This is a genomic window from Burkholderia sp. AU4i (assembly GCF_000466765.1).
GTDB lineage: Bacteria > Pseudomonadota > Gammaproteobacteria > Burkholderiales > Burkholderiaceae > Burkholderia > Burkholderia cepacia.
The window spans coordinates 59,644-73,870 of record NZ_ASSI01000071.1 but is presented as its reverse complement, the minus strand read 5'-3'; the positions used below and the strand labels follow the sequence as shown (position 1 = coordinate 73,870).

12 protein-coding genes and 1 pseudogene are annotated in these 14,227 nt (G+C 69.0%); 6 read left to right on the top strand and 7 right to left on the bottom strand.

What is annotated here, in order from left to right; translation table 11 throughout:
• Positions 1–38: 38 nt before the first annotated feature.
• Positions 39–209, top strand: a pseudogene (locus tag L810_RS45275) (M55 family metallopeptidase); the annotation flags it as partial.
• Between the two features lie 35 nt (positions 210–244).
• Here the strand turns inward: L810_RS45275 and L810_RS17010 are convergent.
• Positions 245–1,024, bottom strand: a complete 780-nt coding sequence (locus L810_RS17010) for an alpha/beta fold hydrolase (RefSeq protein WP_021159514.1) — start codon at positions 1,022–1,024, stop codon at positions 245–247.
• Between the two features lie 143 nt (positions 1,025–1,167).
• On the opposite strand from L810_RS17010, the gene L810_RS17005 reads away from it, so the two are divergent.
• Positions 1,168–1,947, top strand: coding sequence for an AraC family transcriptional regulator (locus L810_RS17005; protein WP_021159513.1), 780 nt, complete (start codon positions 1,168–1,170; stop codon positions 1,945–1,947).
• 455 nt (positions 1,948–2,402) lie between these two features.
• Here L810_RS17005 and pcaG read toward each other — a convergent pair whose 3' ends face one another.
• From pcaG to L810_RS16990, 3 genes are all read right to left on the bottom strand, one after another.
• Positions 2,403–2,996 (bottom strand): protocatechuate 3,4-dioxygenase subunit alpha, encoded by a 594-nt coding sequence (gene pcaG, locus L810_RS17000; protein ID WP_021159511.1) that lies wholly within the window; start codon positions 2,994–2,996, stop codon positions 2,403–2,405.
• A 3-nt stretch (positions 2,997–2,999) separates the two neighbouring features.
• The gene (gene pcaH, locus L810_RS16995) at positions 3,000–3,707 is read right to left on the bottom strand and encodes a protocatechuate 3,4-dioxygenase subunit beta (protein WP_021159510.1); all 708 of its coding nucleotides are present in this window, start codon (positions 3,705–3,707) and stop codon (positions 3,000–3,002) included.
• 274 nt (positions 3,708–3,981) lie between these two features.
• Positions 3,982–4,548 carry a YiiX/YebB-like N1pC/P60 family cysteine hydrolase gene (locus tag L810_RS16990; protein ID WP_021159508.1) on the bottom strand — a complete coding sequence of 189 codons (567 nt, stop codon included), beginning with the start codon at positions 4,546–4,548 and terminating at the stop codon, positions 3,982–3,984.
• A 120-nt stretch (positions 4,549–4,668) separates the two neighbouring features.
• Between L810_RS16990 and L810_RS16985 the strand changes: the two genes are divergently transcribed.
• From L810_RS16985 to L810_RS16970, 4 genes are all read left to right on the top strand, one after another.
• Positions 4,669–5,406, top strand: a complete 738-nt coding sequence (locus L810_RS16985) for a helix-turn-helix domain-containing protein (protein ID WP_021159507.1) — start codon at positions 4,669–4,671, stop codon at positions 5,404–5,406.
• Positions 5,407–5,483: 77 nt separating this feature from the next.
• The gene (gene pcaQ / locus L810_RS16980; RefSeq protein WP_021159506.1) at positions 5,484–6,470 is read left to right on the top strand and encodes a pca operon transcription factor PcaQ; all 987 of its coding nucleotides are present in this window, start codon (positions 5,484–5,486) and stop codon (positions 6,468–6,470) included.
• Between the two features lie 127 nt (positions 6,471–6,597).
• Positions 6,598–6,957, top strand: coding sequence for a type II toxin-antitoxin system RelE/ParE family toxin (locus tag L810_RS16975; RefSeq protein WP_042975062.1), 360 nt, complete (start codon positions 6,598–6,600; stop codon positions 6,955–6,957).
• Positions 6,958–7,030: 73 nt separating this feature from the next.
• Positions 7,031–7,327 (top strand): XRE family transcriptional regulator, encoded by a 297-nt coding sequence (locus L810_RS16970; protein WP_042975052.1) that lies wholly within the window; start codon positions 7,031–7,033, stop codon positions 7,325–7,327.
• A gap of 142 nt (positions 7,328–7,469) precedes the next feature.
• On the opposite strand, the gene L810_RS16965 is transcribed toward L810_RS16970, so the two are convergent.
• The 3 genes from L810_RS16965 to L810_RS16955 form a co-directional block, all read right to left on the bottom strand.
• Positions 7,470–8,744, bottom strand: coding sequence for an APC family permease (locus tag L810_RS16965; RefSeq protein WP_021159504.1), 1,275 nt, complete (start codon positions 8,742–8,744; stop codon positions 7,470–7,472).
• Positions 8,745–8,879: 135 nt separating this feature from the next.
• Entirely contained in the window at positions 8,880–13,415 is a 4,536-nt protein-coding gene (locus L810_RS16960) for a DEAD/DEAH box helicase (protein WP_021159503.1), read from the bottom strand.
• Positions 13,416–13,636: 221 nt separating this feature from the next.
• Positions 13,637–14,161: a metal-dependent hydrolase gene (locus L810_RS16955; RefSeq protein WP_021159502.1), complete on the bottom strand. Its 525-nt coding sequence runs from the start codon at positions 14,159–14,161 to the stop codon at positions 13,637–13,639.
• Positions 14,162–14,227 lie beyond the last annotated feature (66 nt).

Here is a 14,227-nt window from a genome sequence, read left to right as displayed (position 1 = left end):
GGTGACTGGAGTTCAGACGTGTGCTCTTCCGATCTGCGCCGGCCGCCTGCACGTTGCGCGTGCAGACGGCGGCGCTGGCCGACCTGTTCTGCGTGCTGCCGTCGCTGGAGCGCGTCGATGCGGTGACGCTGCGCTTCGACGGGCCTTCGGTCGAGCACGTGGTGCGCACGTTGAACAGCCTGTCTGCGATGTCGTTCATGCTGCGGTGATGCGTGCCGCGGCGATGTCGCCGGCGTGCGACCGGTCAATGGGCGGCTGCAGGGCTCGCTGTCACGGCAAGCAGGAACGTTTCCATGGCCGCGACCAGCGCGAGCGGTGTCTCGTTCATCGGATAGTGGCCCGCATTGCGCAACACGTCGACGGTGGCGAGCGGGTAGCGCCGCAGGTAAGTGCGGGCCATCAGCGCCGCGTCGAACGCCGGATCGTGCTCGCCGATCAGCACTTTCACCGGATGGGTGCCGGCGATCTCGTGGCTGAAATCCGTATCGGCCCACGCGCGGAAGTACGCGCCGAACGCCGGCGGCGACGAACGGGCTGCCGAATACGCGGCTTTCCACGCGACCCAGGCGGCGGGCAGCCGGCCGCCGGTGCTGCGATCGATGATGGTTTGGCGATCGGCGACGTGGTCGGCGGCCCGCTCGAATAGCGCGCGTTTCTCTGCGTCGAACGGCAGGCCGCCGCAAGGCACGGGCGTGACCGGCACGAGCGCGCGGACCCGGTCGGGCGCGATGACGGCGATTTTCTCGGCCGCCATCGCCCCCATCGAGTGGCCGACGACGCTGAAGGTCGGGAATTCGAGTGTGTCGGCAAGCGCGAGCGCGTCGGCGGCGATCTCGTCGATCGTGTAGTCGCCGGCTGTGTCGCGCATGCGGCCGTAACCTCGGTAGTCCATGAACACATAGCTGAAACGCTCACGCGACAGCCACGCTTCGACGGGTTCGAACGCGTGGGCGTCGCCGAACCAGCCGGGCAGTACAAGAACAGGATGGGGGCCGTCCCCCACGCGATGAAACGTATTCGGCATGTCCGCTCCGATGCAGTGGTATTCCGGCCGATCAGGCCGACGGGTCTTGCGGCCGCGAGGTCGCGCAAGGGGTGGAGCGGATCGTAGATCGCGCGAAGGAGACCCGCCTTCGATATCGGGTCATTGATGATGGAATTCGGGCCGTGAGAAATACGCTGCTAGATCCCTACGAACACATTCCGCGAAGCGTGGTCGTGACCGCGAACGACTACGCGGCGGGTACGACGTTTCCGGAACACGCGCACGTGCGCGGGCAATTCGCGTTCGCGTCGCGCGGCACGATCAGCGTGTCGACGCCGCACGGGCGCTGGCTGGTGCCGCCGCAGCGCGCGTGCTGGGTGCCGCCCGGCGTGCGGCACGAAATGACGATGACCGGGCCGGTCACGATGCTCAACACGTTCGTGTCCGGCGACGCCGCGCTCGAGGCGGGCCTGCCCGAGCAATGCGGCGTCTATGGCGTATCGGCGCTGCTGCGGCAACTGATCGACGATGCGATCGACCTGCCGGCCCTGTACGACGTCGACGGGCGCGCGGGCAAGCTGATGGCGCTGCTGGTCGCGGAAATCGCGACGATGCCGCGCCTGTCGCTGCATGCGCCGCTGCCGGCCGACGCGAGGCTGGCGAAGGTGTGCCGGCACCTGCTCGCGTCGCCGTCGATCGCGGCCGATCTCGACCAGGTGGCCGCCGATGCCGGCGTGAGCCGGCGCACGTTCACGCGGCAGTTTCGCGCGCAGACGGGCGTGAGTTTTGCCGCATGGCGCCAGCAGGTGTGCATGCTCGCGGCGATCGCCCGCCTGAGCGACGGGCAGCCGGTCACGCGCGTCGCGCTCGATCTCGGGTACGCGAGCGCCAGCGCGTTCACGTCGGCGTTTCGCCGCATTCTGGGCGATACGCCGAGCCGCTATCTGGAGATTCGGCGCTGACCGGAAGGCATCCGCGGCACCACGCCGATGTGCCGGTCTCCGAAAAAAATACGCGTCTGCCAACTTCGGTCAGACGCGCTTAAAGGCACCCGGTCAGAAAAAATGCGCGCATGGCCCGGTGGGCCGATGTCGCGCATGGCATGCGTAATTATTGCCGATCCTGATTTAATTCCGTTTGAGTGTTGCGGATAACGCAGCATACGCCGCATAACGCGCAAACGATATCCTGCCGGGGCGACGATTCATGTGCAGTCGCAGCATGCGTTTCAATCGCGCGTTCGATACTGGGGCGGCAGCCCCTGACGCCGGGCATCGATGCCCGTGGCCTGGCGCGCTGCGCCGCAGCATCGAATGATGGCGCCTGAACACGAAAAACGCCGCGTGGCGCGATGCCTGACGGTATCGCGCCACGCGGCGTTGCGGTAGCGGGCGAAGCCGGCGTGCGCCGGCTCGCGTCACACGTCGAAGAACACCGTTTCGTCGGGCCCCTGCATGCGGATGTCGAAGCGGTAGACGACCGGGCGGCCCGGTTGCGCGTCGCGTTTCGCGACGAGCGTCGCGCGACGCTCGGCGGGCACCGCGTTCAGCACTGGGTCGGCTGCGTTCGCGGCGGCTTCGTCGTCGAAATACACGCGTGTGAACGCATGGGTGAGGATCCCGCGCATCATCACGGTCACGTTGATGTGCGGCGCCTCGCCGGCGGTGAGGCGGCCCGGCTTCACCGTCTCGACGACGAAGCGCTGCTGCGCATCGGTGCCGGTGCCGACCCGCGCGAAGCCCGTGAAGCCGGATTTCGCGATGTCGTCGCGCGACGCGGGGTAGCGGCCCGCGCTGTCCACCTGCGTGAATTCGAGCACCGCGTCGCCAACGACGTTGCCGTCGCCGTCGAACACCTGGCCGACCAGCAGCACGTGCTCGCCTTCGGCGTGTGCCGCGGCGATCGTCGGCGTGAACAGGCTTTTCAGGTCGTAGCCGTATTGCTGCGGGCACAGGCCGTACGCGAAGTACGGGCCGACCGTCTGCGAAGGGGTTTGCTTCAGCGTCGTCATGGTTCAGCGCTCCATCGGGGTAGCGTCGCGGCCGCGCAGCACGATGTCGAATTCGTAGCCGAGCGCATAGCCTTCTTCGGTGATGTCCATCGAGAAGCGCGAGATCAGGCGATCGCGCGCGGCCTCGGGCGTGCCCTGGAAGATCGGGTCGTACGCGAGCAGCGGGTCGCCGGGGAAGTACATCTGCGTGACGAGACGCGAGCCGAAGTAATCGCCGAACAGCGAGAAATGGATGTGATTCGGGCGCCACGCGTTCGGATGGTTGCCCCACGGATATGCGCCGGGCTTGATCGTCAGGAAGCGGTAGCGGCCTTCGTTGTCGGTCAGGCAGCGGCCCGCACCGAGGAAGTTCGGGTCGAGCGGCGCGTCGTGCTGGTCGACCTTGTGCACGTAGCGGCCGGCGGCGTTCGCCTGCCACACCTCGACGAGCGTGTTGCGCACGGGCTTGCCGCCTTCGTCGAGCACGCGGCCCGTGACGACCATGCGCTCACCGAGCGGCTCGCCGTTCTTCACGGCATTCTTCGTCAGGTCGTGGTCGAGCGCGCCGAGATCCTCGGCGCCGTAGACGGGCGCGTACTGGTCGCGCAGTTTCTCCTTCAGCGGGATCAGCGGGCGGGTCGGGCCGCGCTTCACGGACGAACGGTACTCGGGGTGGATATAGGCCGGATGCGACGGCCAGTCGCGCGGCGTGAGGATCGTGGGGGAATCCATCGGGCGTCTCCTGATAGGTACTTCGCGAAGTGGATGGCAGGACTTTAGCCAATCCGGAAAGTTATGCAAAATGACCTTTTTTCGCGAATCGCATAACCGTTCGTTATGTTCGGCGCGCCAATGAAAATTCCGCCGGACAGGATGCCTGTCCGGCGGAAAAAGCGATCGGGCTTCGCGTCGTCGGTGACGACCCCGTGCACGGCCCTCCAGCCAGCCCGTCGCCGATTTTTGTGTTTTCGTTCTTGTTGTTATCCGGTCTCCCTGAGCGCGCCCTTCATGACTGACGGCCGGGATCGAACACGATCCCGTCGAATTCGACTGACAGCGTGCCGCCGCGCAGCAGTGCCGCCGGTGTCGCGTCCCGGTCGGCGCCGAGCACGTCGCTCACGTAGTCCGCGCAGAACGCGCGCCGCGTCCGCAGGTTGAAGCGGTTGCGGAGCAGCGCGTCGATCCGCTGTTCCGCCGTTGCATGCACCCGGCGTTGCGCGTCGGCGGTTGGTGCCGCGACGCGGCGTGCCAGCGCGATGCGCCCGCCGTCGGTACGGGCGACGAAGCGCGACAGCGGCGTGAGCTTCGTCCACGCAAACCCGGATTCGGCGATCACGGGCTCGTCGCCCGACGTATCGACGACGATGCCGAAGCGATTGGCCCACGTGCCCGTCGTGCCCGCTGCGTCGCGCGGCGCGCTCGCCGGCACGCGGATGAACACGAGATCCCCGACGTGCGCGCTGGCGGCCAGCGTGCGGATCGTGGCGAGCGGTATCGTGCGATCCGTGTCGCGTGCATCACGCGGGGCGGTGTGGCGCGATTCGTAGGCGGCGGTTTCGGTTCGGGTGGTCATTTCGGCTCCGTCGTTCAGTGACAGCACGGAGCGGATTATGCAGACAAGTATCCGAAAGTGTTCATTTGCGTGCGCAGGTAGCCTAATATCTGACCTTGAGCATCATTTTTCGATACCAAAATGACCGAAACTGCCCAACTCATCGACATGCTGAAGCGCCAGTTGAAGGCGCAGGGCATGACCTACCGCGACGTCGCGCGGGCGCTCGACGTCTCCGAGACGAGCGTGAAGCGGCTGTTCGCCAGCGGCCGCTTCACGCTGGAGCGTGTCGTGGAGATCGCCCAGTTGCTCGGCTATACGCTCGCCGAGCTCGTGCAGGAGGCTTCCGCGTCGGCGCCGAGGCTGCGTGTGCTGACCGAGCAGCAGGAGGCGCTGCTCGTGTCGGACGACAAACTGCTGCTCGTTGCCGTCTGCGCGATCAACTACTGGACCGTGCAGGACATCGTGTCGACCTATCAGGTGACCCAGGCCGAGTGCGTGAAATACCTGCTGATGCTCGACCGGATGAACGTCGTCGCGCTGCTGCCGGGCGACCGGATTCGCGTACGCGTCGCGCGCGATTTCGACTGGCTGCCCGGCGGGCCGATCCGCCGTTATTTTCATGCGCACGCGCTCGGCGATTTTCTCGACAGCCGCTTCGACGGCGAGGGCGAGACGATGACGTTCTCGCAGGGGATGCTGACGGAGGCCGCCGCCGCGGAGCTCGAACTGGAGTTGCGCCGGCTGCGCAGCAAGGCGGCCGCGCTGCATGCGGAATCGTCGTCCGCCCCGCTCGCGCAGAAGCACGGGACGAGCTTGCTGATCGCGAAGCGGATGTGGGAGCCGGCCGGTTTCCAGGCTCTGCGGCGTCGCGCGTGATGCGTCGTCGAACGCTTGGGGCGATCCGGAAAGTTATGCAAAATGGCGTTTCATCATCAATCGCATAACCACTCGTTATGAATAACCGTATCGCCGACGGCCGCGTCAAGTTCCGGCACCTGCAGTGCTTTCTCGCGGTCGCGCAGCTGGGCGGCGTGCAGAAGGCGGCGGAAAGCCTGTCGATCACGCAGCCGGCCGTCTCGAAGACGATCGCCGAACTGGAGGCGATCCTCGGCGTGAAGCTGTTCGAGCGCGGCCGGCAGGGCGCGCAGCCGACCCGCGAGGCGCAGCTGTTCATGCCGCATGCGAACGCGTGCGTGCTGGCGCTGCGGCAGGGGGTCGGGCTGCTTGCGCGCGAGGGCGGAGCCGCCGCGGCGACGCTGGAAATCGGCATGCTGCCGACCGTCGCGGCGTCGCTCGCGCCTGCGTTGATGAAGGCGCTCGCCGAGCGCTGGCCGCGCGTCGTCGTGCGGATCGCGACGGCCGCGAACGCCGACCTGCTCGAGCGCCTGAAGTCGGGCGCGATCGAGTGCGCGATCGGGCGGCTGTCGGAGCCGGAGCGGATGATCGGGCTCGCGTTCGAGCAGCTGTACAACGAGCCGCTCGTCGCCGTCGTGCGTGCCGGGCACCCGCTGCTGTCAAGCGCGGCGCCGGCGGCCGAGCTCGCACGCCATCCGGTCGTGCTGCCGCCGTTCGGCACGCTGATCCGCCAGTCGGCCGAGCAGTTGCTCGGCGCCTGCGGCGCGCCGCCGCTGGATTCGTTCATCGAGGTGCTGTCGGTATCGGTCGCGCGTGCGCTGACGCTCGAAAACGATGCGGTCTGGTTCGTGCCGCTCTATGCGGCCGAATACGACCTGTCGGCCGGGGCGCTGGCACGCCTGCCGCTGCCGTCCGCGGGCACCGACGAGCCGGTCGGGCTCATCCTGCGCACCGATGCGCAGCCGTCGCCGGTCGCGCGGACGCTGATCGATGCCGTGCGCGACATCGCGCGGTCGCGGTTCGGCGATGCGCGAGCGCACCAGTCGCCACGCGCGACGCGCAAGCGGGCTCGGCGCGACGAATAACCCGGGGCGGATCGCGCGGCAAGCGCGGATCGACCGCCCCCGGCTATCGAATTGGCCGTCCGGCCAGTAGCCGTCCCGGTCGTGCTTGGCATATCGTACCGATTTTGGTACGATGGGTGTCAAGACGATGACGAGACAGCAGATCCAGGTCACGCTCGGCGTGCGGTTCTTTCAGACGGCCCGTGGCAACGAGCCGGTGCGCGAATGGTTGAAGGCGCTCGGGCAAGCGGAGCGCAGGGGGATCGGCGAAGAGATCAAGACCGTTCAACTCGGCTGGCCGCTCGGCATGCCACTGGTCCGGAAGATGGCACCGGATTTGTGGGAGATCCGCGTGGCGCTGCCGGGGCGGAGCGCCCGTGTGCTGTTTACGGTCGTCGGCGACACGATGGTCCTGCTGCACGGTTTCGTCAAGCAGTCGCGGGCCACGCCGTCGGACGATCTCGATGTCACCGTCGCGCGTCTCAAAGCGTTGACGCATGCCATCTGAATTTCCCGGTTGCGCCGGAACGCACCGTCTTCGACGGGCAGGCAGCCGGCAACGCCATGCACTGGAGTACCTCATGACGACCACGAACCATCCGCATATCGGCAGCGATTTCGATACCTTCCTCGAGGAAGACGGCAATCTCGAAGCGGCCACCGCCACCGCGATCAAGCGCGTGATCGCGTGGCAGATCGGGCAGGAAATGAAGGCGCAGCACATCACGAAAACCGCGATGGCCGCGCGGATGAAAACCAGCCGCGCCGCGCTCAACCGTCTGCTCGACGAAACCGACACGAGCCTCACGCTGGCGACGCTCGCGAGCGCGGCCGCCGCGCTCGGCAAGCGCCTCAGCTTCGCGCTGGTGCCGGCCTGACGAGCATGAAACGGCAGCATATGGCCGGGTTCGCGACCGATGCGCACGGCGCAGTGGCCGGCGCTCCGGCCAGCGGGTCGGCCATGATTCGCCGGCGTGTCGCCGCAAGCCGGCGAATGTCGGCCCGCGCGCAACTGCCGGGTTACCGGCGCGGTCCGGTCACCCGCAGATAAAGCAGCGCACCGCCCGCGAGCAGCAGCGGGCACAGGATGGCCCAGCCCGTCGTCAGGAACAGCCCGGCAACCGCGACCAGCGAAACCCACGCACAGCGGTAAGCGATGCCGCCGCGCGGCAGCAACTTCAGCGCGGCGGCCGCACCGAGCCCATACACCATCACGAAACACCCGGACGTCACGAGCACGAGCGGTTTCGGTCCGACGTCCGAGATCGCCGTCGCGGCCAGCGCGACGGCCGCGAGCACGGCGATCACGCCGAGGCTGCGGCGCGGGACGCCGCCGACCTGGCTGCCTTGCGCGAGCCACGCGGGTAATGCACCGTCGCGCCCGAGCGCCGCGCCGAGCTTGGCCGCACCCGCGAAATACGCGTTCATCGTGCCGAGCGTGAGCAGCAGCGCGGCCGCGGCGGCGAGCACCTGTGCGTGACCGCCGATGCCGCCTGCGATCAGTTCGGCGAGCGGCGCGCCCGATGCGCCCGCGGAAGGCCCGAGCACCGTCACGCTCGCGGCGGCGACCGACAGATACAGGAACCCGACCACCACGACGGCGATCCCGGCCGAGCGCGGCATGTCGTGCGCGGGCCGTTGGAACTCGGCCGCGAGGTGCGTGATTGCTTCCCAGCCCGCGAAACTCCACACGAGCAACGCGGCGGCCTGGCCGACCGCGAGCCAGCCGTGCGGGGCGAACGGATGCAGGTTCGCCGTGCGCGCATGCGGCGCGGAGGCGAGCACCGCCGCGAGCAGCAGCGTGACGAGCAACGCCGACAATACGAGCTGCATGCGGCCTGAAACGGTGACACCGAATGCATTCGCAGCCGATACGGTCGCGATCAGCGCGGCAGCCGTGACAACGACCGTCGTGTGCCCGCCGCCCGTGACGGCCGCGACGTACGCGCCGCCAAACATCGCGGCAGCCGGCGCGCCGGCCGGGACCGCGAAGTAGAAGCACCATCCGACGACCGCCGCGGCTTTCGGTCCGAATGCGCGCCGGGCGTAGGTCGAGACCCCGCCTGCATCGGGATAGCGCGCGCCGAGTGCGGCGAAGGTGGCCGCGAGCGGCCCGGACAACACGACCAGCGCGGCCCACGCGAGCAGGGATGCCGGGCCCGCGACCTCGGCGGCCAGCGCGGGCAGCGCGATCACGCCGGTGCCGAGCACCGCGCCGATATAGAGCGCGGCGCCCTGGAAAATGGTCAGCGAGCCCGAGTGATGAGCGGCGGGCGAGTCGGCGTGCGAGGGCATGGACAGCAGTCTCCGTAAATCTTGTTGTGCTGGAGCGCGGGCGCCCGCGCGGAAAGTCGTTCGATGCTACCCGAAGGCAGGCCATCGCGCGGCCCCGCGATCAGTAGTCGGTGTGGTGCCGCGTGTCAGCCGATGTCAGTGGCGGCGCGCGAGCCGCAGGCGCGCATCCTCGCGCGCGGCGGGCGACAGTTCGGGGGCGTAGTGGAACGCCCCCGAAACCAGCGAGGCGACGGGCACGCCGTCACGGAACAGCACGCGATTTCCGGCGAGGGCCGGCACCTTGTCGCCGGGCAGCAGCGTGCCGGCAAGATTCAGCGGATCGGCGCCCGTCACGCAAACGTATTGTCCGTCGCCCGGTTGCCGCCGCAGTTCGCGCAGGACCGGGATCGCTTCAGGCAGCGCGAACTGTTCGCCCGCGAGCCCGGCGACGAAGCGTCCGCCGCGAATCTCGCCGCGCGCTTCGAGGCGTTGCAGCACGCGCACGAGCTCGCGCCAGTTCGGCAGCCAGTCGGCCTCGCGTTCGAGCAACCGCCAGAACACGACGCCATAGCGGCGCAGCAGCGTCCAGACGATGTGTTCGAGTGCGTCGGGATCGGTCGCGGGCGCACCGCGTTTCGGTGCAGGCGTTGGCGTGTCAGCCGGTGCCGAAGCGCGTTGCACGAGCGCCCAGCGGCCGGCGTCGTCCATTCCGCCGATCAGCGCACCGCCGCGCCGCGTGCGCGGCGCATAGGTCGCGCTGCGCTTGACGGCAGGCTTCAGCAGTGCGCGGAGGCCCGCGTAGCTGTCCGCATTCACGAGGCCGGCCGAAACGAGTTCGCCGAGCGCCTGCTCGAGTTCGACGGGCAGCATGTGCAGGTCGTCGAGCAGCGCATCGAAGAACATCGCGCCATGCGCGGCGAGCGCGTCGCGCACCTGCGTGGCCCGTGCGGACAGCGCCGGTTGTGCGTCGGGATCGCGCAGCGCCTGCCAGGCGGAGAGATGGCGGCGCGGCAGCAGCACGATCGGTGTCGTCTTCACGGGCGTGCCGGCCGCACGTGCCGGCGCGCCGATGCGCGTCCACACGAGCTTGCCCGAGCGGCACAGCTCGTCGAGCCCGCCCGCCGTGTAGTCGCTGAGCCGCGCGGGCAGCAGCGCGTCTTCCCATGCGCTCGCCGCGGCCTCGAAGCCTTCGAGTTGTTCGACCACGGCCGCGAGGGCATCGCGGCCCGTGCCGCGCGTGTCGGGTGTCAGGTGTTGCCAGTGGAACAGGAAGCGCATGAAGTCGGCGCGCTCCACCGGCTCGATTTCGCGGCGCAGCCGTTTCACCGTGTAGCGATGAATGCGCGCAAGCAGATGGCGTTCGCACCATTCGTCGGTCGTCGTGCCCGGTGTGAACCGGCCGCGCATCACATAACCTTCGCGCTCCAGCGCCGCGAGCGCCGTCGCGACCGACGCCGGCGGCAGGCCGAGCGGTGTCGCGATCGCGTCGAGTGCAAGCGGGCCGAAACCGGTGAGCCGCGCGCGGATCACGTCGACGAGTGCGGCATCCGCTTCCCACGGCTGCGCGCAGGCAGCCGGTACCTTGAGCGCCGGCGCGATGCGGGCATCGGGATGCAGCGCACGCAGGCACACGAGCCGTTCGACCGGCACCCACAGCTCGGTGCCGCCGGGCGTCACGAGTTTCGTCGCGCGGCGGCGTTCGGCAAGTTCCGCGAGCCGCTCGGGCCAGCCTTCGTGCGCGTGCGCTTCGCTGTCGGCGATGCATGCGAGCGTGAGCATCGCGTCGTGCATTTCGTCGGCGTCGCGCACGAGCGGCCAGGCTTCGTCGCGCACCGCATCGATCGCGTCGGCGTCGAGCGCGCCGAGATCGTCGGCCGATTCGGGATCGCTCCAGCGGCGCGACTGCACGGCCTGCGTGCGGCGCTCTTCCAGCGGTGCGTCGTCGAGGAACGCATACGGTTTCGCGTTCAGGATCTCGGCCGCGAGCGGCGACGGCGCGGGCAGGTCGCGCGCGATCAGCTCGATCGCACCGCTCTCGATCCGGCGCAGCAGCGCGAGCCAGCCATCGGTGTCCATCGCGTCGTGCAGGCAGTCGTCGAGCGTCTGGTCGACGAGCGGGTGATGCGGTATCTCGCGTTCGCCGACGATGTTCTCGAGGCACGCGACCTGATCGGGAAACACGGTCGCGAGCAGATCCTCGCTCTTCATTCGCTGCAGTTGCGGCGCGGTGCGCTTGCCGCCGGTGAAGCGCGGCAGCGCGAGCGCCGTCGTCGCGTTCCAGCGCCAGCGCACGCCGAACATCGGCGCGTCGAGGAGTGCCTGAACGAGGACGTGTTCGGCGCTGGCCGAACGCAGGTAACGCCACACTTCGTCGAGCGCGAAGCTGTGCGCGAGCGACAGCGACAGGATGATCGCGTCGTCGGTCGCGGCCGCCTGCAGCTCGAAGTTGAAACTGCGGCAGAAGCGCTTGCGCAGTGCGAGCCCCCATGCGCGGTTGATGCGGCTGCCGAACGGCGAATGGATCACGAGCTGCGTGCCGCCCGATTCGTCGAAGAAACGCTCCATCACGAGCGTGTCCTGCGTCGGCAGCGCGCCGAGCGCGGCGCGGGTGCGGGCGAGGTAGTCGACGATCTGGCGGGCGGCATCGGGCGACAGGCGGAGATCGTCGACGAGCCAGCGCAACGCCGGCGCGAGGCGGCTCTCGGCGGTGGCGGCGACAACGGTGTCGTGCCGCACGTCGAGCGAGGCATCGGTATCGGCCTTGATCCCGGCCTTCGATTTCGCCTTCGCGCCCGCTTTGGCGTCGGTCCTCGGCGTGGGCTTCCCGCCAGTCCCAGTCCCTTCACCGACGCGTTCACGATTCTTGCCATGTGCGAGCCGGTCGCCTTCCGCGAACAGCCCGTCGAGCCGCGCGCGCAGCCGGCCGACCGCCGCCGACAGCTCGTCGCTGCGCCCCGGCGCCTCGCCGAGCCAGAACGGAATGCTCGGCGACTGGCCCTGCGCGTCCTCGACACGCACGCGGCCCGTTTCCACGCGAATGATCCGGTACGACTGGTTGCCGAGCTGGAACACGTCGCCCGCGAGGCTCTCGATCGCGAAATCCTCGTTGACTGTGCCGACCTGGATGCCCTGCGGTTCGAGCAGTACCGCGTAGTCGGCCATGTCGGGGATCGTGCCGCCCGACGTGGTCGCGGTCATCATCGCGTTGCGGCGCCCGCGCACGGTGCCGCCGACCACGTCGCGATGCAGGTACGCGCCGCGCACGCCGCGGCGGCTCGTGAAGCCTTCGGCGAGCATCTTCATCACTTCGTCGAAGCGTTCGCGTGTCAGCCGCGCGTACGGCGCCGCGCGCGTGAAGCTCGCATACAGCGCGTCTTCCTGCCATTCCGCGCACGCCACTTCGGCGACGATCTGCTGCGCGAGCACGTCGAGCGGCGCTTCGGGAATCCGCAACGCGTCGAGCTCGCCGCGTTGCACGCAATCGAGCAGGGCCGCGCATTCGACGAGCTCGTCGCGCGACAGCGGGAACAGGCGCCCCTTCGGCACGCCGCCGACATGGTGCCCGGAACGGCCGACGCGCTGCAGGAACGGCGCGATGCCGCGCGGCGAGCCGACCTGGCAGACCAGATCGACATCGCCGATATCGATGCCGAGTTCGAGCGATGCGGTGGCGACGAGCAGCTTCAGTTCGCCGCGCTTCAGGCGTTGTTCGGCGTCGAAGCGGTGCTCCTTAGCGAGACTGCCGTGATGCGCGGCGATCGCGTCCTTGCCGAGCCGGTCGGCGAGATGGCGCGCCATGCGCTCCGCGGTGCGCCGCGTGTTGACGAACACCAGCGTCGTGCGGTGCGCGGCCGCGAGCCCGGCGATGCGGTCGTACACCTGTTCCCATACGTCGGTGGCCATCACGGGTTCGAGCGGCACATTCGGCAGTTCGAGCGTGAGGTCGCGCTCGCGTGTGTGGCCCGTGTCGACGATCGTGCAATCGCGCGGCGCGTCGGCCGGGCCGCCGACGAGGAAGCGCGCGACCGCGTCGATCGGCTTTTGCGTGGCGGAGAGCCCGATACGCGGCAGCGCACGGCCGGCCAGCGCGTCGAGACGTTCGAGCGACAGCGCGAGATGGCTGCCGCGCTTGGATGATGCGAGCGCGTGGATTTCGTCGACGATGACCGAGCGCACGTTCGACAGCATCTGCCGCCCCGACGTGGACGACAGCAGCACGTACAGCGACTCGGGTGTCGTGACGAGGATGTGCGGCGCGCGCTTGCGCAGCGCCGCGCGCTCGGCCTGCGTCGTGTCGCCGGTGCGCACGGCGGTGCGGATCGCCGGCACCGGCAGGCCGAGTTGCGCGAGCGATTCGGCGATGCCGGCGAGCGGCGCGTCGAGGTTCACGTGGATGTCGTTCGACAGCGCCTTCAGCGGCGACACGTACACGACGAGCGTCGCGTCGGGCAGCGTGCCGTCATGCGCGAGCGCATCGCGCACCAGATCGTCGAGCGCGCACAGGAACGCGGTGAGCGTCTTGCCGGAGCCGGTGGGCGCGGCGACGAGCGTCGAACGGCCGGCCTTGATGTGCGGCCACGCGAGCGCCTGCGCGCCGGTGGGCGCGGCGAACGTGCGCCGGAACCACGCGGCGACGGCCGGGTGGAACACGTCGAGCGCACGGGCGGCAGGGCGGGTAGCGGTGACGTCCATCGGAGCGTTGAAATAGGGTGCAAGCAGGGCGCAAAGCGTGCGCGAGGCGCGCACGAATCGAATCGCCAGTGTGCCAGACGTCGCGCGTGCGTGCCGGGTGCGCGTGTCGGCGCTCCGGACTCAAATGGGGGCCTGCACCGTACTTTCAATGGACGGAAAGTTGCGTGCGCGCCGGCGTATCGATAGCACGCCGAATCGCGTCGAATTGCGCCGAATTGCAACTAGACGCGATGCAGCCAGCCGAGCCAGTGTTCGAGCAGCGGCGCACGCGAGCACAACGACTGCGCGAGCCACAGCGTGCCGCCCCATGCGGCGCCCACGACGATCAGGTCGCAACGCCCGCTGTTCCACAGGTTGAGCGAATGACGCCGCCAGATCCACGGTACGCCGAGCGGGTTCGGCCAGTCGGCGAGCAGGTGCATCACGCCGCCGCATGCGAAGCCGAACAGCGGCGCGGCCCACAGCGGATGCGGATGATGGATGAGCCCGTGCCAGCCGAGCGCGAGCAGGGCGATCCAGCCGATGCCCCAGTGCGTGATGGTTCGATGCGTGACCCACAGGCGGCGCTTGCGGCGCCACCATGCGACTTCGAGCCAGTCGGGCGCGGTACCGCCCGCGACGCCCGCCGCGAATGCGGCGAACATGCCCGAATGCCACGGGCCCGTGGCGCCGGTTTGCGCGACGAGGGCGGCGGCGGCGACACCGGCCGCGAAGCCGGACGCATGATGCGCGTTGTGTGATGCCATAGGAAGCGAGACGAAGAAACGTGAGGCGGCGCGTGAACGAATCAATGATGCGGTGCGAAAGCGGGG

What these genes read in the sequence shown, in the direction of transcription:
- L810_RS16975 (WP_042975062.1), top strand. Translation starts at nt 6,598, where the DNA reads ATGACGAGACAGCAGATCCAGGTCACGCTCGGCGTGCGGTTCTTTCAG.
- pcaQ (WP_021159506.1), top strand. Translation starts at nt 5,484, where the DNA reads ATGAATAACCGTATCGCCGACGGCCGCGTCAAGTTCCGGCACCTGCAG.
- L810_RS17010 (WP_021159514.1), bottom strand. Translation starts at nt 1,024, where the DNA reads ATGCCGAATACGTTTCATCGCGTGGGGGACGGCCCCCATCCTGTTCTT.
- pcaG (WP_021159511.1), bottom strand. Translation starts at nt 2,996, where the DNA reads ATGACGACGCTGAAGCAAACCCCTTCGCAGACGGTCGGCCCGTACTTC.
- pcaH (WP_021159510.1), bottom strand. Translation starts at nt 3,707, where the DNA reads ATGGATTCCCCCACGATCCTCACGCCGCGCGACTGGCCGTCGCATCCG.
- L810_RS16990 (WP_021159508.1), bottom strand. Translation starts at nt 4,548, where the DNA reads ATGACCACCCGAACCGAAACCGCCGCCTACGAATCGCGCCACACCGCC.
- L810_RS16955 (WP_021159502.1), bottom strand. Translation starts at nt 14,161, where the DNA reads ATGGCATCACACAACGCGCATCATGCGTCCGGCTTCGCGGCCGGTGTC.
- L810_RS16960 (WP_021159503.1), bottom strand. Translation starts at nt 13,415, where the DNA reads ATGGACGTCACCGCTACCCGCCCTGCCGCCCGTGCGCTCGACGTGTTC.
- L810_RS16965 (WP_021159504.1), bottom strand. Translation starts at nt 8,744, where the DNA reads ATGCCCTCGCACGCCGACTCGCCCGCCGCTCATCACTCGGGCTCGCTG.
- L810_RS16985 (WP_021159507.1), top strand. Translation starts at nt 4,669, where the DNA reads ATGACCGAAACTGCCCAACTCATCGACATGCTGAAGCGCCAGTTGAAG.
- L810_RS16970 (WP_042975052.1), top strand. Translation starts at nt 7,031, where the DNA reads ATGACGACCACGAACCATCCGCATATCGGCAGCGATTTCGATACCTTC.